Genomic DNA, 20,775 nt, shown 5'->3' with positions numbered 1-20,775 from the left:
CAGGTTGTATCTGTGAAAAGTGAAGGAGCGGCTGGGAATCAGCCGCCCAGCGCGTCTTCGAGGAAGGCTTCGAGCTGTGCGAGATGCTTCGACATCTGGCCCGTTGCAGGCGAAGCCGCTGCCGGCCGGCCCGTGTAACGAACGCGCTGATACTTCGCATCGATATGCGCCAGAACCCATTCCAGATACGGGTCGATGAACGACCACGCACCCATGTTCTTCGGCTCTTCCTGGCACCAGACCATTTCCGCATTGCGGAAGCGGGAGAGCTCGTTGATCAGGGCCTTGGCCGGGAACGGATAAAGCTGTTCGATGCGCAGCAGGTAGATGTCGTCGATACCGCGCTTTTCGCGCTCTTCGAGAAGGTCGTAATAGACCTTGCCGGTGCAGAGCACGACGCGACGGATCTTGGCATCCTTCTGCAGCTTGATCGGGCCGTCCTTGATGACCTCCGCATCGTCCCAGAGGAGGCGATGGAAGGAGGATTCGCCGGCCAGTTCGGCAAGCGTCGAGGTAGCCCGCTTGTGGCGCAGCAGGGACTTCGGCGTCATCAGGATGAGCGGCTTGCGGAAGTCGCGCTTGGTCTGACGGCGCAGGATGTGGAAGTAGTTGGCCGGCGTCGTGACGTTGGCGACCTGCATGTTGTCTTCTGCGCACATCTGCAGCCAGCGCTCGAGGCGTGCCGAGGAGTGTTCCGGGCCCTGGCCTTCATAACCATGCGGCAGCAGGCAGACGAGACCGGACATGCGCAGCCACTTGCGTTCGCCAGACGAGATAAACTGGTCGAACACGACCTGTGCGCCGTTGGCGAAGTCGCCGAACTGGGCTTCCCAGAGGGTCAGTGCATTCGGGCGGGCAAGCGAATACCCGTATTCGAAGCCGAGGACCGCCTCTTCCGAAAGCATCGAGTTGATGACTTCGTAACGGGCCTGGGTCGGCGACAGGTTGGCGAGCGGAATGTAGCGCTCTTCGGTGTCCTGATCGTAGAGAACCGAGTGGCGTTGGCTGAACGTGCCGCGTTCGCAATCCTGGCCGGACAGGCGGATCTTCGTGCCTTCGACGGCAAGCGAACCGAATGCCAGGGCTTCCGCCATGGCCCAGTCGATGCCTTCGCCGGTCTCGACCATCTGGGCGCGGTTTTCCATAAACCGCTTGATAGTGCGGTGGGCGTTGAAACCCTCCGGAATGGTCGAAAGCTTGCGGCCGATCTCGCGCAATTCCTTCATCGGCATCGCGGTCTTGCCGCGGCGCTGTTCGTCGGCATTGTCGGCCGAACGCAGGCCAGACCACTGGCCGTCAAGCCAGTCCGCCTTGTTCGGCTTGTAGCTCTGGCCGGCCTCGAATTCGGTTTCCAGATGGGCGCGCCAGTCGGCCTTCATCTTCTCGAATTCGCCGTCGGTGAGAAGACCTTCGGCGATCAGGCGGTCGGCATAGATCTGCGCGACGGTCTTGTGGGCGCGGATGACCTTGTACATCTTCGGCTGCGTGAACGCGGGCTCGTCGCCTTCGTTATGGCCGAAGCGGCGGTAGCAGAACATGTCGACGACGACCGGCTTGTGGAACTTCATCCGGTATTCGGTCGCGACCTTGGCTGCGTAGACGACCGCTTCTGGATCGTCGCCGTTGACGTGGAAGATCGGCGCTTCGATCATCTTGGCGACGTCGGACGGATAGGGCGACGAGCGCGAGAAGGCCGGATTGGTGGTAAAGCCGATCTGGTTGTTGACGATGACGTGCATGGTGCCGGCGACGCGGTGGCCGCGCAGCCCCGAAAGGCCGAGGATTTCGGCAACGACGCCCTGGCCCGCGAACGCGGCATCGCCGTGCAGCAGGAGCGGCAGAACCTTGGAGCGTTCCTTCAGCGGAATGATGTCGCCGTCCCACGCCTTGGCAAGCATGTCCTGCTTGGCGCGAGCCTTGCCCATGACGACCGGGTTGACGATTTCCAGATGCGACGGGTTCGCCGTCAGCGACATGTGGACCTTGTTGCCGTCGAATTCACGGTCCGACGAAGCGCCCAGATGGTACTTGACGTCGCCCGAACCTTCGACTTCGTCCGGCTTGAACGAACCGCCCTTGAATTCGTGGAACACCGCCCGGTGCGGCTTGAGCATCACGTTGGTCAGCACGTTCAGGCGACCGCGATGCGGCATGCCGAGAACGACTTCTTCAAGACCTTCCTGGCCGCCGCGCTTGATGATCTGTTCCAGCGCCGGGATCAGCGATTCGCCGCCATCGAGGCCGAAGCGCTTCGTACCCTTGAAACGGACGTCGAGGAACTGCTCGTAACCTTCGGCTTCCACCAGCTTGGAAAGGATTGCCTTCTTGCCTTCCGGCGTGAACTCGACGCCCTTGCCGGGTCCTTCGATACGCTCCTGGATCCAGGACTTTTCTTCCGGATTGGAAATGTGCATGAACTCGACGCCGAGCGTCGAGCAATAGGTACGCTCGAGGATTTCGATCATCTGGCGGATGGTCGCGTATTCGAGACCGAGCACGTTGTCGATGAAGATCCTGCGGTCGTAATCGGCTTCGGTGAAACCGTAGGCCGTCGGCGAAAGCTCGTTATAGTCCTCGACTGCGCTGGCAATGCCGAGCGGATCGAGCTTGGCATGCAGGTGACCCCGCATGCGGTAGGCGCGGATCATCATGATGGCGCGGACGCTATCGCGCGTCGCCTGCAACACTTCCGCTTCGCTGACCGGCTTGCCGGTCGCGGCAGCGGTCGCTTCCGCCTTCGCCTTCACCTTGGTTTCGATCGCCTTTTCGACGAGCGGCCAGTTCCCGTCGAGCGCCGAGACCAACTCGCCGTTTGCCGTGATCGGCCAGTTCTTGCGCTGCCACGAGGCTCCCTTCGCCGCCGCCTTCACATCGTCGGGATTGTCGGCGAGCGCCTTGAAGAAGGCCTGCCATTCCGGCGCGACGGATGTCGGGTCGTCCTCGTAGCGGGCATGAAGCTGCTCGATATAGGCCGCGTTCTGTCCGTCGAGGAAAGAGGTGATGAGGAACTGCTCGTTGGCTTCTTGCCGTGCCATGGTTATCTGCGGGCGCCGCGCCCGCCTCCTGACGTAATCGGAACCGAAAAATACTTCCGGTCTTCCGCATTTTCTTGGTCTTCGTCTTGGTACCGGACCGCATCTGGCGGTCACGCGCCCCCAAAATTAAGAGACGCAAAACATGGACAGGCGAAGCATGGAGCGCTTCGCCTGTCCGAAGCTTGTCGGATCAATCGCCACCTATCCATCCAGGGTGGCGAGTGTCCCTTATGTGGCGTCAGCCCTTGAGGACTTCAACCAAGGTCTTGCCGAGACGGGCCGGAGACGGCGACACTTTGATGCCTGCCGATTCCATAGCCGCGATCTTCGATTCCGCATCGCCCTTGCCGCCGGAAACCACTGCACCGGCATGGCCCATGGTGCGGCCCTTCGGAGCGGTACGGCCTGCGATGAAGCCGGCCATCGGCTTGCTGCGGCCCTTCTTGGCTTCGTCCTTGAGGAACTGCGCCGCGTCTTCTTCAGCCGAACCGCCGATTTCGCCGATCATGATGATCGAGGTGGTGGCATCGTCGGCGAGGAACATTTCCAGGACGTCGATGAACTCGGTGCCCTTGACCGGGTCGCCGCCGATGCCGACGGCGGTCGTCTGGCCGAGGCCTTCGTTCGAGGTCTGGAACACGGCCTCGTAGGTCAGCGTGCCCGAACGGGACACGATACCGACCGAACCCTTGCGGAAGATCGAGCCCGGCATGATGCCGATCTTGCATTCTTCCGGCGTCAGGATGCCCGGGCAGTTGGGGCCGAGCAGGCGCGACTTGGAGCGATCAAGGCGAGCCTTGACGCGAACCATGTCCATGACCGGGATGCCTTCGGTAATGCAGGTGATGAACGGGACTTCGGCTTCGATCGCCTCGATGATCGCATCCGCTGCACCTGCCGGCGGAACGTAGATCACGGTCGCGTCGGCGCCGGTGCGTTCCTTGGCTTCGGCGACCGAGGTGAAGATCGGCAACGACGTACCGTCGACGCCGGACGACCACGATTCGCCACCCTTCTTGGGATGAACGCCACCCACCATCTTGGTGCCGTAGTAGGCAAGCGCCTGTTCCGTGTGGAAGGTGCCGGTCTTGCCGGTCAGGCCCTGGACGATGACCTTGGTGTCTTTGTTAACGAGAATAGACATTGATTCCGGTCCTTCCAGGTTAGGCTTCGATCGCCGCGACGATCTTCTTCGCCGCGTCGTCAAGATCGTCAGCCGCAGTGATCGCGAGACCGGACTCGTTGAGGATTTTCTTGCCGAGTTCGACATTGGTGCCTTCGAGGCGCACGACGAGCGGAACCTTCAGGCCGACTTCCTGCACCGCCGCGACAACGCCCTCGGCGATGACGTCGCAGCGCATGATGCCGCCGAAGATGTTGACGAGGATGCCCTCGACCTTCGGGTCCGCGGTGATGATCTTGAAGGCCGCAGCCACCTTCTCCTTGCCGGCGCCGCCGCCGACGTCGCAGAAGTTAGCCGGCTCCTTGCCGTAGAGCTTGATGATGTCCATCGTCGCCATGGCGAGACCGGCACCGTTGACCATGCAGCCGATATTGCCGTCGAGCGCGACGTAGGCGAGGTCCCACTTGGAGGCCTCGATCTCCTTGGCGTCTTCTTCGGTCTCGTCACGCAGCGCCCTGACGTCGTCGTGGCGGAAAAGCGCATTGCCGTCGAACGACATCTTGGCGTCGAGGACGCGCAGGTGGCCGTTCTTCATGACGATCAGCGGGTTGATCTCGAGAAGGGCCATGTCCTTCTCGTTGAAGGCCTTGTAGAGCAGCGGGAAGAGCGACTTGGCGTCTTCGGCGGCAGCGCCGTCGAGTTCCAGCGCCTTCGAGATCGCAGCGATATCGGCAGCCGTCACCCCGGCTTCCGGATCGATGGCGATCGTGTGGATCTTCTCAGGCGTGTCGTGGGCGACGGCCTCGATATCCATGCCGCCTTCGGTCGAAACCACGAATGCGACGCGGCCGACCGAGCGGTCGACCAGCAGCGAGCAGTAAAGCTCGCGGGCGATGTCCGCACCGTCTTCGATGTAGAGGCGGTTGACCTGCTTGCCGGCTTCACCCGTCTGCGCGGTCACCAGCGTGTTGCCGAGCATTTCCTTGGCATGCGCCTTGGCTTCCTCGATCGAGAAGGCCAGGCGAACGCCGCCCTTTGCGTCGGGGCCGAGTTCCTTGAACTTGCCCTTGCCGCGGCCGCCCGCATGAATCTGGCTCTTGACGACGTAAAGCGGGCCCGGAAGCGACTTTGCAGCCGCTTCGGCCTCTTCAGCCTTGAGGATCGCGACGCCTTCCGCAACCGGCGCGCCATAGCCCTTCAGCAGAGCCTTGGCCTGATATTCATGAATGTTCATGGGTTTATCCCTGTTTCGATGACTTCAGCGCGTCAATTACTTGAGAGCCGGGGCGATGTTGATGCAGGCTTCGCAGAGGCCGGCAACAGCGCCGACGGACTTCTGGAAGGCGGCTTCTTCGTCCTTGTTGAACTCGACTTCGATGATGCGCTCGACGCCGCCGGCACCGATGATCGTCGGAACGCCGACATACATGTCCTTCACGCCGTACTGGCCGGAGAGATAGGCGGCAGCCGGCAGAACGCGCTTCTTGTCCTTGAGGAAGGATTCGGCCATTTCGATCGCCGAGGCGGCAGGCGCATAATAGGCAGAACCGGTCTTCAGCAGGCCGACGATTTCGGCACCGCCGTCACGGGTGCGCTGGATGATTTCTTCGAGACGCTCCTTGGTGACCCAGCCCATCTTGACGAGGTCGGTAAGCGGAACGCCGCCGACGGTCGAGTAACGGGCGAGCGGCACCATCGTGTCGCCATGGCCGCCGAGAACGAAGGCGGTGACGTCCTGGACGGAAACGTTGAATTCTTCGGAAAGGAAGAGGCGGAAGCGGGCGCTATCGAGCACGCCGGCCATGCCGACGACCATGTTCTTCGGCAGGCCGGAGAACTTCTGGAGAGCCCAGACCATCGCGTCGAGCGGGTTGGTGATGCAGATCACGAAGGCGTTCGGGGCATATTTCTTGATGCCGGCGCCGACCTGTTCCATGACCTTCAGGTTGATGCCGAGCAGATCGTCGCGGCTCATGCCCGGCTTGCGGGCGACACCGGCGGTGACGATGCAGACGTCTGCGCCTTCGATGGCAGCATAGTCGCTGGCGCCGGAAAGCTTGGCGTTGAAGCCCTCGACCGGGCCGGACTGGGCGATATCGAGGCCCTTGCCCTGCGGAATGCCGTCGGCGATGTCGAAGAGGACGATGTCGCCCAGTTCCTTCAGGCTGGCAAGATGTGCCAGCGTGCCACCGATCATGCCAGAACCAATAAGTGCGATCTTCTTGCGCGCCATCGAAAAGCTTCCTTTCGAGATCCGAATCCATGGCAGACTATGGCTCGCCTACCAACGTGCCAGACCGCATACCGCCATCCGCCCAAAATGGCAATCGATTATTTTCGCCTCAACTTTTTCAATCGGTTAGATGTAAAAAATCTTACGTAAACGTAAGAATTTCTGTCACCAAACCGTTAAAGTCGGCGGCGTTTTTCCTGGTGCAGTGCAAGATAGTCGGGGCTGCGCATCTCGAAAAGACGCGAGACAGTGCGATCGAACTCGAAGCCTTCTGTGCCTTTTCGCTCCAACAGGATATGCTCCGGCGCCGTCGCCGCCGATACGTAGAGCCGCACCGTATTGTCGTAGAGCGCGTCGACCAGGTTGATCAGCCGCTTGGTTTCGTTGCGCTTCTCCGGTCCGAGCTGCGGAACGTGTTCCACGAAGATGGCGTCGAAGCGAGCGGCGAGCGCCAGATAGTCCGAGGCTCCGAGCGGCTTGCCGCAGATGTCCTTGAAATCGAAGCGCGCCACCCGCCCGGCGGCCGACGGCACGTGGATACTGCGGCCCTTCATCGGGATCTCGGCGGGGGCCGCCTTCTCGCCGTCGGTCACCTGGTGCCAGGCGGATTCCATCGCGGCGTCGGCGCGCGCGTCGAGCGGCGTCACGTAGACCGGCAGGCTTGCGAGCTTCTGCATGCGGTAATCGTTGGGAGAATCGAGCGTGACGACATCCACGTAGCGGCTCAGCAGTGCGATGAACGGCAGGAACAGCCCGCGGTTCAATCCATCCCTGTAGAGATCATGTGGCGCGACATTGGAGGTCGCGACCAGCACGCAGCCGAGCCCGAACAGCTCCGTGAACAGCCGCGCAAGGATCATCGCATCGGTGATGTCGGTGACCGAAAATTCGTCGAAGCAGAGGAGTTCGGCCTCCGCAAAGAGGGCGGCAGCAACCGGCGGCACCGGATCGGCCTGCTTGGTCTCGCCGCGCTTCAGCTTCTGGCGATGGTCATGGATGCGGTTGTGCACATCCGCCATGAATTCGTGGAAATGCGCCCGGCGCTTCTTCGTCGTCGGCGCCTTTTTGAAGAACATGTCCATCAGCATGGTCTTGCCGCGCCCGACGCTGCCATGCACGTAAAGGCCGCGGATCTCGCGCGGCCGGCCCCCGCCCTTGGCAAAGAGCCAGCCGAGCGCGCTCTTTTTCTTCGCCGGCTTCGTCTCGCGAAGGCAAGTCAGCAGATGATCGAGCTTGGCGGCAACCGCGAGCTGGGCCTTGTCGGCATTCAGCACGCCCGACACGGCCAGAGCCTTCAGCTCCTCGCCGACGCTCGTGGTGTATTCGGGAATGGGTTCCAACCGGACGCCCTCGGAAGCTGCGGGGAGCCGCCTAGCGGCTGAGGCTGACCGGCTGGCCGGAGTTCATCGTGCCGTCGAAGCGGTTCTCGGCGCTCTTGTAGACGCGTCCGATCACGTCGCCGGCGCGGTTCTTGAACTGGACCATCTTGCCCGACACGTCCCAGGAGCCCATCGCCGTCAGTTCGCCGGCGCAGCCGCGGGTACCACCACGCGAGCCACCGCCGAGATTGGTGAGGGTTAGGAACATGTCGCAGGAAGAACCGGCATTGGACACACGCCAGTTGCCGACCATCGCTTCCTTCTTGATGTCGAGGGCAGTCGCAGGCGGTGCGGCATTGGCCGACGCCATGGCAGGATTTGCGCCGGGCGCGCTCGGGAACTGGGAGGAACCCGCAGTGCCGGGAGGCGGCGGCAGCTGGCCGCCCTGAACGGACGGCACGGGCTGGGCCTGAAGCGGCGCCGGCTGGGAAGGCTGGGCGGGCAGATCACTATAAGGGCTATAGGAAGTGCGCTGGCAACCGGCCAGCGCCAAAGCAAGAACAAGTCCCGTCGCCACGTATCTGAACTGCATCATCTAACTCCTGCTTTCAGCTTGACCCGCCACCGATGCCACTGAATTGAGACCGAATTACCGTAAACCACCTTGGTTAATCAAGTCGTACTGAAACAATTCGGCAGGCTCGATCAAGAAGAATGCTGCATGCATCCGGTCCCGCCGATGCGAGGACCGAATAAGGCATCAAATTGTCGAGAACGCCTCAGACGCGACGCTCGACCATCATCTTCTTGATTTCGGCGATCGCCTTGGCCGGGTTCAGCCCCTTGGGGCAGGTCTGGGCGCAGTTCATGATCGTGTGGCAGCGATAGAGCCGGAACGGATCCTCGAGGTTGTCGAGGCGCTCGCCCTTGGCTTCGTCGCGGCTATCGATCAGCCAGCGATAGGCCTGCAGCAGGGTGGCCGGGCCGAGGTAACGGTCGCCGTTCCACCAATAGCTCGGACAGGAGGTCGAGCAGCAGGCGCAGAGGATGCACTCGTAGAGGCCGTCGAGCTTCTGGCGGTCTTCGTGGCTCTGCTTCCATTCCTTTGCCGGCGGCGGCGAGACCGTCTTCAGCCACGGTTCGATCGAGCGGTGCTGGGCGTAGAAGTTGGTGAGGTCAGGAACCAGGTCCTTGACGACCGGCATATGCGGCAGCGGATAGACCTTCACGGTGCCCTTCACGTCGTCCATGCCCTTGGTGCAGGCGAGCGTGTTGGTGCCGTCGATGTTCATGGCGCAGGAGCCGCAGATGCCCTCGCGACAGGAGCGGCGCAGCGTCAGCGTCGGGTCGATATTGTTCTTGATGTAGAGCAGGCCGTCGAGAACCATCGGGCCGCAATCGTCGACATCGATGTAATAGGTATCGATGCGCGGGTTCTGGCCGTCATCCGGGCTCCAGCGGTAGATGCGGAATTCCCGGACGTTCTTGGCGCCGGCCGGCTTCGGCCAGGTCTTGCCTTCGGTCATCTGAGAGTTCTTGGGGAGAGCGAGTTCAACCATGGTCCAGTTCCCTCAGATCAGTACACGCGTGCCTTCGGCTCGATCTTGTGCGGATCGATGCCTTCGGCGATGAGCTCGGTGTGAACCGGGCGGTAGTCGAGCTTGACGTCGCCGCTGTCGCTGACCCAGGCGAGCGTGTGCTTGCGCCAGTTCTCGTCGTCGCGGCCGCCGAACGGGCCGGATGTGTAGTCCTCGCGGGCGTGGGAGCCGCGGCTTTCCTTGCGGGCTTCCGCGCCGACCACCGTGGCAATCGCGTTCGCCATCAGGTTTTCGAGTTCCAGCGTCTCGACGAGGTCGGAATTCCAGATCATCGAACGGTCGGTGACCTTGATGTCCTTCAACTCGCCCCAGATCGCCGACATCCGCTTGCAGCCCGATTCCAGCGATTCCTGTGTGCGGAACACGGCCGCGTCGTCCTGCATGGTGCGCTGCATCTTGTCGCGCAGCACCGCAGTCGGCGTGCCGCCATTGGCGTTCCGCAGGCGGTCGAAGCGGTCCATGATCTTGTCGCAGGCGGCGATGTTGAGCGCCGGGATCGGCTCGGCCTTGTTGATCACCTCGCCGGCGCGGATTGCGGCGGCGCGGCCGAAGACCACGAGGTCGATCAGCGAGTTGGAGCCGAGGCGGTTGGCGCCGTGAACCGAAGCGCAGCCGGCTTCGCCGACGGCCATCAGGCCCGGCAGCAGACGTTCCGGATTGTTGCTGTCGGCGTTCAAGACTTCACCCCAGAAATTGGTCGGGATGCCGCCCATGTTGTAGTGGACGGTCGGCAGGACCGGGATCGGCTCGCGGGTCACATCCACGCCTGCGAAAATCTTGGCGCTCTCGGAAATGCCCGGCAGGCGCTCGTGAAGAACGGCCGGATCGAGATGGTCGAGATGCAGGAAAATGTGGTCCTTGTTCTTGCCGACGCCGCGGCCTTCGCGGATTTCCAGCGTCATGCAGCGCGAAACCACGTCACGCGAGGCAAGGTCCTTGGCCGAAGGTGCGTAGCGCTCCATGAAGCGTTCGCCCTCGGAATTCACGAGGTAACCGCCTTCACCGCGTGCGCCTTCGGTGATCAGACAGCCCGAACCGTAGATGCCGGTCGGGTGGAACTGCACGAATTCCATGTCCTGCAAGGGCAGGCCGGCACGGGCCACCATGCCGCCACCGTCGCCGGTGCAGGTATGGGCCGATGTCGCCGAGAAATAGGCGCGGCCGTAACCGCCGGTCGCCAGCACCACCATCTTGGCGGCGAAGCGGTGGATCGTGCCGTCGTCGAGGTTCCACGCGACGACGCCGGTGCAGCGGCTGCCGTCATCCGACATGATCAGGTCGAGCGCGAAATACTCGATGAAGAATTCCGCGTTGTTCTTCAGAGACTGGCCGTAGAGCGTGTGCAGGATGGCGTGGCCGGTACGGTCTGCCGCAGCGCAGGTGCGCTGCACCGGCGGGCCGGCGCCAAAGTTCTGCATGTGGCCACCGAACGGCCGCTGGTAGATCTTGCCTTCCTCGTTACGGGAGAAAGGCACGCCGTAATGTTCGAGTTCGTAGACGGCCTTCGGCGCTTCCATGACCATGTACTGCATGGCATCGACGTCGCCGAGCCAGTCGGAACCCTTGACGGTGTCGTAGAGGTGCCACTGCCAGCTGTCCGGCGTCATGTTCTGCAGCGACGCTGCGATCCCGCCTTGTGCCGCCACGGTGTGCGACCGGGTCGGGAAGACCTTGGTGATGCAGGCGGTCTTGAAACCCTGTTCGGCCATGCCGAGCGTGGCGCGCAGGCCAGCGCCGCCGGCGCCGACGACGATCACGTCATAGGAATGGTCGACATAGGTATAGGCTTTGCCGTTCTGGGCGATGGGGGTGACTGATGCCATGACGGGTTATCCTGCGAATGCGATTTTCAGAACGGCGAACAGACAGAGCCCGGCGATCAAAATCGAGAAGAAGGTGTTGAGCATGACCAGCGCGACCTTGGCGAATTCGCCGTGCACATAGTCCTCGATGATCACCTGCATGCCGAGCTTCATGTGAATGACGCCGGAGATGACGATAAGGCCCATGATGACGGCGACGAACGGGTTCGACAGCGCGGCGATCACTTCCGGATAGGGCTTGCCGGCGTAGATGATCATGAAGATGACGAAGAAGGTCATCAGCGGCACGTTGGCGACGGCCGTCAGGCGCTGGCGCCAGAAATGATCGGTGCCGTCCTTGGCGGAGCCCAGTCCGCGGACCTTTCCGAGCGGGGTACGCATATCCATGGATGAGAACCTTACCGAACGAGGAAGCCGATCACCCAGACCAGCACGGTCAGACAGAGTGATGCGATGATATTGGCGATGGCGAGCTTGGTCGAAAATTCCTTCTCGAAACCGTGGCCGAGGTCCCACATGAAATGGCGGAAGCCGCCGAGCATGTGGTGGATCAGCGCCCAGGTATAACCGAGCAGCACGAGCTTGCCGAGAATGCTGCCGAGTGCCCAGTTGGCCCAGTCGTAATAGGTCGGGCCGCTGGCGGCGGCGATCAGCCACCACGCCACCAGAATGGTGCCGACATAGAGCGCGCCGCCTGTGATGCGGTGCACAATCGACATGATCATGGTGGGGATTGGCTTGTAGATTTGAAGATGCGGCGACAGGGGCCGGTTATTTGTCACATTCGCCATCAGAACCTCGCGGCGTCGTATGCGGTATCAAGGGCGGGCGCCCAACAATGCACGGTGCCGAAGAAATGTGCATTGCATCAATGGCGTGGTTTAATCGCACGAATGTCGGACGACAAGAACAATTCAGACCGATTTCCATTTTAATCGATTGTGTCTTTCTCGTGGCCGGCGCGGGTCAAACCCGACGGTCACATTAACTACGATTTGGAAAGATTTCGTTGCCGCCGGGACGTGGCGAGCCGTTTTATGATAACGTTTCGTTAATCATATCCTCCGGAGTTTCGCCATGATCGCGAATCGCATCAAGCCTGTCCTGGTCGCTGCGGCGTTTTTTGCGTCCCTCGCATCCGCCGCCAACGCCCGCGACGGCTGGAGCGACGCCGGCAGCGGCGTCTACCGCCTTGAACAACGGGAAGACCGTTCGTCGAATGTGGAGAGTTTTCGCGTCTTCTACACCGGGACGGCGTCATTCGTCCGCAGGCTCGGCATTTTCAGCGGACCGCTGCAGGCTCCCCCGATCCCCGACTTCGGCATCCATTTTGCGCGCTATTTTTCGGAAGATTACTGGTGGGCGCAGGAAGGCCGCGTGGTGCTTGCGCCCAAGGCCAAGATCATCGATGTCGGCACAGGCCTGCGCGGCTTCGCAGACGCCTGCTCCTACGAATTCGGCGTCTGCGTCATCCGCGGCGGGAACTGAACCGCGACGCGGCAACCCCGTCTTTAAGTCTCGCCACTTTCAACCCATCGCACGCCATGCAGCCGGCGGCGTGCCGTACGTCCGTGAAAAGGCACGGCTGAAAGCCGCTTCGGTCGCATATCCGGCATCGTAGGCGATCGCGGCAATCGCCTGCCCTGTCGTTGCCAGAGCGACGCTCGCCAGATAAAGGCGCCACTCGCGCACATATCGGACAGGTGAAGTCCCGAGGATCGTCTGGAAACGTTCCGCCAGCACGCTGCGCGACATCCCCGACGCAATCGACAGTTCCCCCAGCGACCAGTCGCGCGTCGGATCGTCATGAATGAGCGACAGGCAGCGCGACAGCGCCGCGTCGGCCAGCGCTGCCAGCCAGCCGGCGGCCTGCGGTTCGGCCATGGTGATCTGGTGGCGCAGAATTTCGATAAACAGTATTTCGGTCAGTCTCGGCAGCATGGAGATCCCGCCCGCCCGTGGCATATCGACCTCTTCCACCATCTGCCGGATGGTCGCACGCAGCCAGTCTCCGTCATTCGCACCGCGCGTCCTGACATGGATCAGTTTCGGCAGCGCGCGCCTCAGCGGCGCAAAGCTCAGCGCGTCGCACTGGAGATAGCCGCAGAGCAACCTGACCCCTTGCGTGTCATCACCGTGGCGAATGACCGGAATTTGGCGCCACGGCTTCGGCGGCAGTTGCCGCGTCGGGTTGACGATCGCGCCGTCACCCCCCGAGCCCAGCTGGTGCCCGGTGCCGAAGGGAAAGACAAGCACGTCGCCCGGCTCGAGCGCCGCCTCCTGGCCTTCCATCTTCAGCCAGCAATGGCCGGCCGCGACGATGTGAAACGGTACCGTGCCGATTGCCTTCCCCGAGAGGTTCGCCATGGAGGGGGTGGCATCCGTCTGCCAGTTGCCGGAAGGCATGAAGCAGAACTGCAACGACCCTGAAAGGCGAATGGTCGACAACAGCGCCGACAGCACGTCGTCCCGCGCCACCCCACGCGTCAGGTCAGGATTTTCGGACAAGCCTTCACGCATCTCGGCCAAAGACAGGTTTCGCCCGCCTTCCTAAAGTGAGCAAGTCAACTCAACCGAGGGAGAATACAATGCAAACTCCAACTGACAAACTGGTGGTGCTCGTCACCAAGGGCATCGATTCCGAACTGTCGTCGGTCGCCTTCACGATTGCCAATGGCGGCATCACGGCGGGGCTCAAGGTCTCGGTATTTCTGACCAGCGCCGCGATCGATCTCGTCCGCAAGGGCGGGCAGCGGATGACCCATGTGGCGCCGCTCGATCCGCTGGCACAATCGATCGACGATTTCCAGAAACGTGGCGGCACGATCTGGGCATGCCCGCCCTGCGTCAAATCGCGCGGTTACGACGAAGGCGACCTGCTCGAGGGCGTCGTTATCGTCGGTGCAAGCGCAATGCACGCCGAGATCAGGGACGGAGCCGCCACACTCTCGTTTTGACCACCACGAACATCGAGTGGAACCGAGCGGAGAGGCTTGTTCATCCTCTCCGCTCGGCCGCGTCGCTGTCTCAGCGGCGAGCCCGCCAGCTTATCGGGCAAACCGCCACACCGTCGTCTTCTTCACCTCGCTATCCTCCAGCGCCCGGGTCACCGGCACCTGATAGACGGCAAGTTGCTCAAGTCGGTCCTTCGGGAAATAACTGCGACCGGGATCGCCGACCAGAACCAGCTTCCCCTCACCCGCAAGCCGCGTGAACCACGGGATCAGGGCCGCCGCAAACTCCCGGTCGTAGAAGACATCTCCGGCAAGGATCACATCCGCCTCGACCGCCCTGCCGATCTGGTCTTCGGCCGTGGAGCGGATCTCGACTTCGTTTGCCGCGGCATTCAGCCCTATGGCGCTCGCGGCCCAGGGATCGATATCCGCAGCCAGCACATCGGCGGCGCCGGCGAGCCGGGCGGCGATTGCCACCAGGCCGGAGCCGCTGGCGAAATCGAGCACCTCTTTGCCCGCGACCGTTTCCGGATGATCGAGGATATAGCGCGCAAGCCCCTGCCCGCCTGCCCAGGCGAAAGCCCAGAACGGCGGCGGAAGGCCGATCTCCTGCAGATCCTCCTCCGTCTTCAGCCAGAGATCATGTGCCTCGCTCGCCAGATGCAGCCTGATTTCCGGCACATGCGGCGGGCTGACGAGGTCGGTATTGTCGAGAACGAAGGCCCTGGGATCGGTTTTCAAAATCCGCTCAATCCGGGGATCGCGGCGGATTATCGAGACCACCGAGCTTGCAGATCTCGAAATATTCCTCGTCGGTTACCGGCTGCACCGAAAGGCGCATCGATGTCACCAGCGACATCTTCTCGAACTTCGGATTGGCCTTGATGTCCTTCAGCGTCACCGGCTTCGGCATGTCGGTCACGGCGCGGATATCGACGCAATCCCACTTGGGATCACCCTTGGCACTCGAATCGGGATGCGACAGCGCGCAGACCTCGACGATGCCGACGATCTCCAGCCCGTCATTCGAGTGGTAGAAGAAACCCTTGTCGCCGATCTTCATGGCCCGCATGTTGTTGCGCGCCAGGTAGTTGCGCACGCCGGTCCACTCGGTGCCCTTTTCCCCCGCCGCCTTCTGCTGTTCCCAGGACCAGGAGGAGGGTTCGGATTTGTAAAGCCAATACGCCATCTGTCGCCTCACTCCGGCTTGTTGAACACCCAGTTCCAGGCCTTCACTTCGACCTTCTCGAACAGGCCGGCGTGATAATAGGGATCGGCTTCGGCGATCGTGCGGGCAGCGGCCATGTCGGCGGCTTCGACGACCACGAGGCTGCCGTTCGGCTTGCCGTCATCGTCAAGGAACGGACCTGCGAACTTCAGAACCCCGTCGGCATTGAGCTTGTTCAGGTGCTCCACATGGGTCGGGCGGGTTTCCATCCGGACGTTCAAATGGCCGGGCTTGTCGGTGCACAGAAACGCAAACAGCATCAGTCTCTCCTTGCATAGGCTTTTTGGGGGAATGATCTTATTCGGTGGTGATCGGCCGGGTCATCAACTGTTCCATGGCCGTCATGATATCGAGCTTGCCGTCGATGATGTCGGCCACCGCGTTGGTGACCGGCAGCTCGACGGAGAATTTTTCGCCGAGACGCGCCGCGACGGAGGCCGCAAAGGCACCCTCGACCAGCGGCCCGCCCACCGTATCCGCGGGGTCGCCCCAATTCCCGCCAGTTTGGCCGAGCGCGATGCCGAAACGCAGGTTGCGCGATTGATGGCTGGTGCCGGTCAGCACCAGGTCGCCGAGGCCCGACAAGCCCCGCACCGTATCCGCCTTGCCGCCCATCGCCTCGATCAGCCGCGACATTTCGGCCAAGCCCCGCGAGATCAGCGCCGCCCGCGCCGAATCCCCAAGCCCGGCGCCCTCGATGATGCCGCAGGCGATCGCCAGCACATTCTTCAGCGCCCCGCCAAGCTGCACGCCGATCCGGTCGGTCGAGGCGTAAAGCCGGAACGTGCGGCCGGAGAGCGCATTGGCAAGCCGTTCCGCCAGAACTTGGTCGGCGGCCGCAATCGCCATCGCCGTCGGCAGGCCGCGGGCGATGTCCGCCGCAAAGCCCGGCCCGGACAACACGGCGACCGGATGATGCGGCAATTCCGCCTCCAGCACCTCGGTCAGCAGCAGGCCGGACGACTTGTCGATGCCCTTGGCGCAGGTGACGACCACCGCCCCCTCCGCCAGATAGGGGCCGTAATGCCGCGCCGCATCCGCCTGCGCCTGCGAGGGCATGGCGAAAAGCACGAAGCTCGCCTCGCCGATCGCGTCCGGTTCGGCGGAAAACTCCAGCGCATCCGGAAGCGGCACGCCGGGAAGGGCTGCATCATGCACCCGGTCGTCGCGCAAATCGCTCATCAGCGAAGGGTCGCGGCCGATCAGGGTCACCGGATGACGGCCCTCCAGTGCGATCACCGTGGCAAGTGCGGTGCCGAAAGCGCCGGCTCCGATGACTACGATCCGTTCTCGCGCACTCATGCCTTGGCCCCTCGTTTGCCGGAGCCGAGCAGGGTCTTGGCATCCTTGTCAAGCGGCCAGCGCGAACGCGGCGCGACATCGAGGCCATCCGCCGGCAGGTCTTCCGCCATCCGCTCGAGCCCGGCCCAGGCGATCATCGCCGCATTGTCGGTGCAGAGCCTGAGCGGCGGCGCGATGAAACGAAATCCGTTTTCGATGCAGAGCGCCTGCAGCGTGCGGCGGATTTCCTGGTTGGCGGCGACCCCACCGGCCACCACCAGCGCCCGATCGACATCGAGATGCGCGAATTCCTGTTTGAAGCGCGCCAAGCCTCGGCCGATGCGGTCGCGCAACGTCCGGGAAATCGCCTTCTGGAACGAAGCGCAGATATCGGCGACATCCTGGTCGCTCAAGGGCGCGATTTCGGTCGCCGCCTGCCGCACCGCGGTCTTCAGCCCTGAGAAAGAGAAATCGAGCCGCGCTTCGCCGACCAGCGGCCGCGGCAGCGAGAACCGGTCCGGATTGCCCTTCAGCGCCGCCTTCTCGACCGCCGGGCCGCCGGGATAAGGCAGGCCAAGCAGTTTCGCTGTCTTGTCGAAGGCTTCGCCGAGCGCATCGTCGATCGTCGTGCCCCAGCGTTCGTATTCCCCGACGCCGCGCACCAGCACCAGCTGGGTGTGACCGCCGGAGACGAGCAGCATCAGGTAGGGGAAGGAAAGCCCGTCGGTCAGCCGCGCCGTCAGCGCATGGCCTTCGAGGTGATTGATCGCCAGCAACGGTTTCCCGGCCGCCCGCGCAATCGCCTTGGCGGTCATTAGCCCGACGATCAGCCCGCCGATCAGGCCTGGCCCCGAGGTCGCCGCCACCGCATCGATCTCGTCGAGCGAGACGTTGGCGCGGGTCAGCGCCTCCTCGATCAGTCCGTCCAATGCTTCCACATGCGCACGCGCGGCAATCTCCGGCACGACGCCGCCATAGGCGCTGTGCTCGTCGAGCTGGGAGAGCACCACGTCCGAGAGTATTTCACCGCGGCCGTCCTCATGGCGCGCGACCACGGAAGCCGCCGTCTCGTCGCAGCTAGTTTCGATGCCAAGGATGCGAAGAAAGGTCGCCATACGCCTATCGATAATTGCGATGCCGGTTAAACCGGTCTACGAAAGCTTCCGGTAACAATGGAATGACGCGGATGCAAACAAAACCTTTCCGGATCGGCACGCGCGGCAGCCCGCTGGCGCTCGCACAGGCTTCCGAAACGCGCGCACGGCTGATGACGGCGCATGGCCTGCCGGAGGAAATGTTCGAGATCGTCGTGCTGTCGACCACCGGCGACCGCATTACCGACCGGGCGCTGACCGAGCTCGGCGGCAAGGGCCTGTTCACCCAGGAGCTGGAGGAAGGCCTGATCTCCGGCGACCTCGATTTTGCCGTGCATTCCTCGAAGGACATGCCGACCAAGCTGCCCGACGGCCTGCGGCTTGCTGCCTACCTGCCGCGCGAAGATTTCCGCGACGCCTTCATCGGCCGCACCGCCCATACGCTCGCAGCACTTCCCGATCACGCCACCGTCGGTTCCTCATCGTTGCGCCGCCAGGCGCTGATCCGCCGCATCCGGCCGGATATCGAGGTCATCACCTTCCGCGGCCTCGTCGAAACCCGGCTGCGCAAGCTCAACGAAGGCCAGGCGGATGCCACCCTGCTCGCCTATGCCGGCCTGAAGCGCCTTGGCAAACAAGATGTCGTCACCGAACTGCTCGACCCGGAGGATTTTCCGCCGGCGCCGGCACAGGGCGCGATCTGCGTCGAAAGCCGTGTCGGCGATGCCCGCATCGACGCGCTGCTCGACCCGATCAACGATCGCCCGACCTACGACGCCGTCTCCTGCGAACGGGCCTTCCTGGCGGCGCTCGACGGTTCCTGTCGCACCCCGATTGGCGGTTACGCCATCTGCGAAGGCGACCACCTGAAGTTTTCGGGCCTCATCCTGACGCCGGATGGCCGCAAGGAACATTCGATCGAGACCGAAGGCAAACGAGCCAACGCGGAAAAGCTCGGCCGCCAGGCCGGCGAAGCCGTCCGCGCGGCGGCCGGCCCAGATTTCTTCGAAGGCTGGTCGTAACGCGATGCGGGTCGTCGTCACCCGCCCCGAAAACTCAGCCCGGCGCACCGTCGAGCGCCTGCAGGACCTTGGCCATCAGCCGGTCCTGCTGCCGTTGACCAGGGCGATCCATCATCCGGACGCTGCCGCGGCAGCACTCGCCGCCCCACATGCCGCACTCGCCGTCACCAGTGCTGAAGCCGTCCGCGTGCTGTCCTCGCTGGGTGAGCGCCTGTCCCCATGTCTGGGCCAAACCCTTTACGCCGTCGGAGAAACGACGGCGAAGGCGTCCGGAGATGCGGGCTTCCGGAATATCCGCGCCGGCGCCGGAACGGGTGCCGAACTCGCCGAACTCATCGCAGGCGATGCATCAACCTTCGGTGCCCCTTTGCTCTATCTCTCCGGCAAGCCGCGCTCACCGAAATTCGAGGACGGGCTGCGGACGAACGATGTCTCATTCGTGACGGCCGAAATCTACGAAATGGCACCCATAGCCTACGATGAAGTTTTCATCCGTGACATTTTGCTCGATCCGCCCGTGAATGCGGTGCTTCTTTATTCCCGCGAAAACGCCCGGCTGTTCTGCGATTTCGCTGCACCGCACCTGAAGGAACTTGCATCCGTGCAGTTCGTTTGCCTCAGCGACAATGTCGCCGAAATCATTCCGCGGGGATTTCATAGAAATATCAAGATCGCCCGCCACCCTGACGAGGACGGGGTATTCGCACTCCTTTAGTAGAGGGGTGGCGCCAAAATCCCGCCCGCCCCTTTCTTTCCGATGACCCACCCACTAGTTTCCTGTGAGCGCATGCAAAAAGAGGTCGAGATGGTACCGGAACAACCACCCCGCCGATCCAAGACAGACAAGGAGCCGGTCACGATCGACCTGACCGCCGAGCAATCGGAAGTGGTCGCCGAGCCTGTCCGCAGCAATGACACCGATGATGATGTGAGCGCGACCGAGCCTGCCGAGGACGTTTCCGCAAGCACCGAAGAACCGGCCAAGGCCGAGCCCACGGACGAACCGGCATCCAGCGCCTCGGCCGCAGACGAGCCGCGCTATGACGACCCTTGGTCCTCTGCTGCCGCCCAGAGCGAACCGCAGCCGGCGACCGTGGCGCCCGAACCGGAGCCAGTTCCCACCCCACACCATCGCCCGAGCCCTGCCACGTCGACGCTGATCGCGGCCGGCATTTTCGGCGGTATCGTCGCGCTGCTGCTGGCAGGCAGCATGCAATATGCCGGTTACCTGCCCGGCGCCACGCCCGCCCCGGCCGCTTCCAACACGGCCGGTCTCTCCTCCGAGATCGCCGCGCTGCGCCAGGAAATCGCAGCGCTCAAAAACCGGCCCTCAACCGCAGCAGCCCCGGATGTTGCGCTCGCCAACCGCGTTGCGGCACTCGAAGCAGCGCCACGCACGTCGAGCGGCGCCAGCGAGCAGGCGCTTGCCGCGTTGAAGGCCGATCTCGACCAGCTTCGCGCCACGGTCCAGTCGGCCGCAGGCGCCGATTCCAGCCTCGCCCAGCGCCTGGACCAGGCCGAAGCCAAGCTGAACGATCGCGGCCCGGAACAACAGGTCGCCCGCGCCGTGGCTGCCGCAGCTCTCAAGGCCGGCATCGATCGCGGTGGCCCGTTCGAAACCGAACTGCAGACCTTCAAGACCGTCGCCGGCGATGATCCGGCGGTCGCCGATCTCCAGAAATTCGCCTCCGCGGGCGTGCCCGCCCGCGCCGAGCTGCAGCGCGACTTCCCCCGCGTCGCCGATGCGATGCTGGAAGCGACCGTCCAATCCGACCCGAATGAGGGCATTGCCGGCCGGCTGCTCTCCTCCGCCCTGTCGGTCGTCAAGGTCCGCCGGGTCGGCGATGTCCAGGGCGAAACGCCGGACGCGGTCGTCGCCCGCATGGAGAATGCGCTGCGCAACGGCGATCTCCAGGCCTGCGCTCGCGAATGGGAGGCGCTGCCGGAACCGGCCAAGGCCGTTTCGCGCGATTTCAAGCAGAAGCTCGATGCCCGCATTCAGGTGGAAAATCTCGTGGGCGGAACGCTGTCGCGCGCCGTCGCCGGCACCCAAGGCTGAGGACGG

At 63.1% G+C, this 20,775-nt stretch carries 21 protein-coding genes; 5 read left to right on the top strand and 16 right to left on the bottom strand.

Annotation, left to right across the window (positions count from 1 at the left end; all coding sequences use genetic code 11):
- Positions 1-38: 38 nt before the first annotated feature.
- The 10 genes from ABCW43_RS15540 to sdhC form a co-directional block, all read right to left on the bottom strand.
- Positions 39-3,035, bottom strand: a complete 2,997-nt coding sequence (locus tag ABCW43_RS15540) for a 2-oxoglutarate dehydrogenase E1 component (RefSeq protein ID WP_345925976.1) — start codon at positions 3,033-3,035, stop codon at positions 39-41.
- Positions 3,036-3,273: 238 nt separating this feature from the next.
- Positions 3,274-4,179: a succinate--CoA ligase subunit alpha gene (gene sucD / locus ABCW43_RS15535; RefSeq protein ID WP_046626703.1), complete on the bottom strand. Its 906-nt coding sequence runs from the start codon at positions 4,177-4,179 to the stop codon at positions 3,274-3,276.
- A gap of 19 nt (positions 4,180-4,198) precedes the next feature.
- Positions 4,199-5,392, bottom strand: a complete 1,194-nt coding sequence (gene sucC, locus ABCW43_RS15530; protein WP_345925972.1) for an ADP-forming succinate--CoA ligase subunit beta — start codon at positions 5,390-5,392, stop codon at positions 4,199-4,201.
- A gap of 36 nt (positions 5,393-5,428) precedes the next feature.
- Positions 5,429-6,391 carry a malate dehydrogenase gene (gene mdh / locus ABCW43_RS15525; RefSeq protein WP_007757753.1) on the bottom strand — a complete coding sequence of 321 codons (963 nt, stop codon included), beginning with the start codon at positions 6,389-6,391 and terminating at the stop codon, positions 5,429-5,431.
- A 176-nt stretch (positions 6,392-6,567) separates the two neighbouring features.
- Positions 6,568-7,731 (bottom strand): cell division protein ZapE, encoded by a 1,164-nt coding sequence (gene zapE / locus ABCW43_RS15520; protein ID WP_345925969.1) that lies wholly within the window; start codon positions 7,729-7,731, stop codon positions 6,568-6,570.
- 31 nt (positions 7,732-7,762) lie between these two features.
- Positions 7,763-8,302: a protease inhibitor Inh/omp19 family protein gene (locus ABCW43_RS15515; RefSeq protein WP_345926245.1), complete on the bottom strand. Its 540-nt coding sequence runs from the start codon at positions 8,300-8,302 to the stop codon at positions 7,763-7,765.
- Between the two features lie 187 nt (positions 8,303-8,489).
- A complete protein-coding gene (locus ABCW43_RS15510; RefSeq protein WP_037081594.1) occupies positions 8,490-9,269 on the bottom strand; it encodes a succinate dehydrogenase iron-sulfur subunit in 780 nt (259 codons plus the stop codon).
- A 17-nt stretch (positions 9,270-9,286) separates the two neighbouring features.
- On the bottom strand, positions 9,287-11,131 hold the full coding sequence (gene sdhA / locus ABCW43_RS15505; RefSeq protein WP_345925965.1) for a succinate dehydrogenase flavoprotein subunit: 1,845 nt from the start codon (positions 11,129-11,131) through the stop codon (positions 9,287-9,289).
- A gap of 6 nt (positions 11,132-11,137) precedes the next feature.
- Entirely contained in the window at positions 11,138-11,518 is a 381-nt protein-coding gene (sdhD, locus tag ABCW43_RS15500) for a succinate dehydrogenase, hydrophobic membrane anchor protein (RefSeq protein WP_345925963.1), read from the bottom strand.
- Positions 11,519-11,529: 11 nt separating this feature from the next.
- Positions 11,530-11,922 carry a succinate dehydrogenase, cytochrome b556 subunit gene (gene sdhC, locus ABCW43_RS15495; RefSeq protein ID WP_345925961.1) on the bottom strand — a complete coding sequence of 131 codons (393 nt, stop codon included), beginning with the start codon at positions 11,920-11,922 and terminating at the stop codon, positions 11,530-11,532.
- Between the two features lie 286 nt (positions 11,923-12,208).
- Here sdhC and ABCW43_RS15490 point away from each other — a divergent pair, with 286 nt between their 5' ends.
- On the top strand, positions 12,209-12,619 hold the full coding sequence (locus ABCW43_RS15490; RefSeq protein WP_345925959.1) for a hypothetical protein: 411 nt from the start codon (positions 12,209-12,211) through the stop codon (positions 12,617-12,619).
- A 39-nt stretch (positions 12,620-12,658) separates the two neighbouring features.
- On the opposite strand, the gene ABCW43_RS15485 is transcribed toward ABCW43_RS15490, so the two are convergent.
- The gene (locus ABCW43_RS15485) at positions 12,659-13,651 is read right to left on the bottom strand and encodes an AraC family transcriptional regulator (protein ID WP_345926243.1); all 993 of its coding nucleotides are present in this window, start codon (positions 13,649-13,651) and stop codon (positions 12,659-12,661) included.
- A 68-nt stretch (positions 13,652-13,719) separates the two neighbouring features.
- Between ABCW43_RS15485 and ABCW43_RS15480 the strand changes: the two genes are divergently transcribed.
- The gene (locus tag ABCW43_RS15480) at positions 13,720-14,088 is read left to right on the top strand and encodes a DsrE family protein (RefSeq protein ID WP_345925957.1); all 369 of its coding nucleotides are present in this window, start codon (positions 13,720-13,722) and stop codon (positions 14,086-14,088) included.
- 90 nt (positions 14,089-14,178) lie between these two features.
- Here the strand turns inward: ABCW43_RS15480 and ABCW43_RS15475 are convergent, their stop codons facing one another.
- Genes ABCW43_RS15475 through tsaD form a run of 5 tightly spaced genes read right to left on the bottom strand, consistent with a single transcriptional unit; the run spans position 14,179 to position 17,709 of the window.
- On the bottom strand, positions 14,179-14,826 hold the full coding sequence (locus tag ABCW43_RS15475) for a class I SAM-dependent methyltransferase (RefSeq protein WP_345925955.1): 648 nt from the start codon (positions 14,824-14,826) through the stop codon (positions 14,179-14,181).
- A 7-nt stretch (positions 14,827-14,833) separates the two neighbouring features.
- Positions 14,834-15,274 (bottom strand): EVE domain-containing protein, encoded by a 441-nt coding sequence (locus ABCW43_RS15470; protein WP_345925953.1) that lies wholly within the window; start codon positions 15,272-15,274, stop codon positions 14,834-14,836.
- 8 nt (positions 15,275-15,282) lie between these two features.
- Entirely contained in the window at positions 15,283-15,573 is a 291-nt protein-coding gene (locus ABCW43_RS15465; RefSeq protein ID WP_345925951.1) for a YciI-like protein, read from the bottom strand.
- A 37-nt stretch (positions 15,574-15,610) separates the two neighbouring features.
- Positions 15,611-16,615 carry an NAD(P)H-dependent glycerol-3-phosphate dehydrogenase gene (locus ABCW43_RS15460; RefSeq protein ID WP_345925949.1) on the bottom strand — a complete coding sequence of 335 codons (1,005 nt, stop codon included), beginning with the start codon at positions 16,613-16,615 and terminating at the stop codon, positions 15,611-15,613.
- On the bottom strand, positions 16,612-17,709 hold the full coding sequence (gene tsaD, locus ABCW43_RS15455) for a tRNA (adenosine(37)-N6)-threonylcarbamoyltransferase complex transferase subunit TsaD (protein WP_345925947.1): 1,098 nt from the start codon (positions 17,707-17,709) through the stop codon (positions 16,612-16,614). The genes ABCW43_RS15460 and tsaD overlap by 4 nt, the downstream gene beginning before the upstream one ends.
- A gap of 71 nt (positions 17,710-17,780) precedes the next feature.
- On the opposite strand from tsaD, the gene hemC reads away from it, so the two are divergent.
- The 3 genes from hemC to ABCW43_RS15440 all read left to right on the top strand — a co-directional run bounded on the left by hemC (position 17,781) and on the right by ABCW43_RS15440 (position 20,769).
- Positions 17,781-18,710, top strand: a complete 930-nt coding sequence (gene hemC, locus ABCW43_RS15450) for a hydroxymethylbilane synthase (protein ID WP_345925945.1) — start codon at positions 17,781-17,783, stop codon at positions 18,708-18,710.
- 4 nt (positions 18,711-18,714) lie between these two features.
- Complete coding sequence (locus tag ABCW43_RS15445) at positions 18,715-19,425, top strand: uroporphyrinogen-III synthase (RefSeq protein WP_345925943.1); 711 nt, start codon at positions 18,715-18,717, stop codon at positions 19,423-19,425.
- A 90-nt stretch (positions 19,426-19,515) separates the two neighbouring features.
- The gene (locus tag ABCW43_RS15440; protein ID WP_345925941.1) at positions 19,516-20,769 is read left to right on the top strand and encodes a mitofilin family membrane protein; all 1,254 of its coding nucleotides are present in this window, start codon (positions 19,516-19,518) and stop codon (positions 20,767-20,769) included.
- The last annotated feature ends 6 nt before the right edge of the window (positions 20,770-20,775 follow it).

It is taken from the genome of Neorhizobium tunisiense, assembly GCF_039631515.1.
In the GTDB taxonomy this organism is placed as follows: Bacteria; Pseudomonadota; Alphaproteobacteria; order Rhizobiales; family Rhizobiaceae; genus Neorhizobium.
This window is presented reverse-complemented; position numbering and strand designations above follow the sequence as displayed.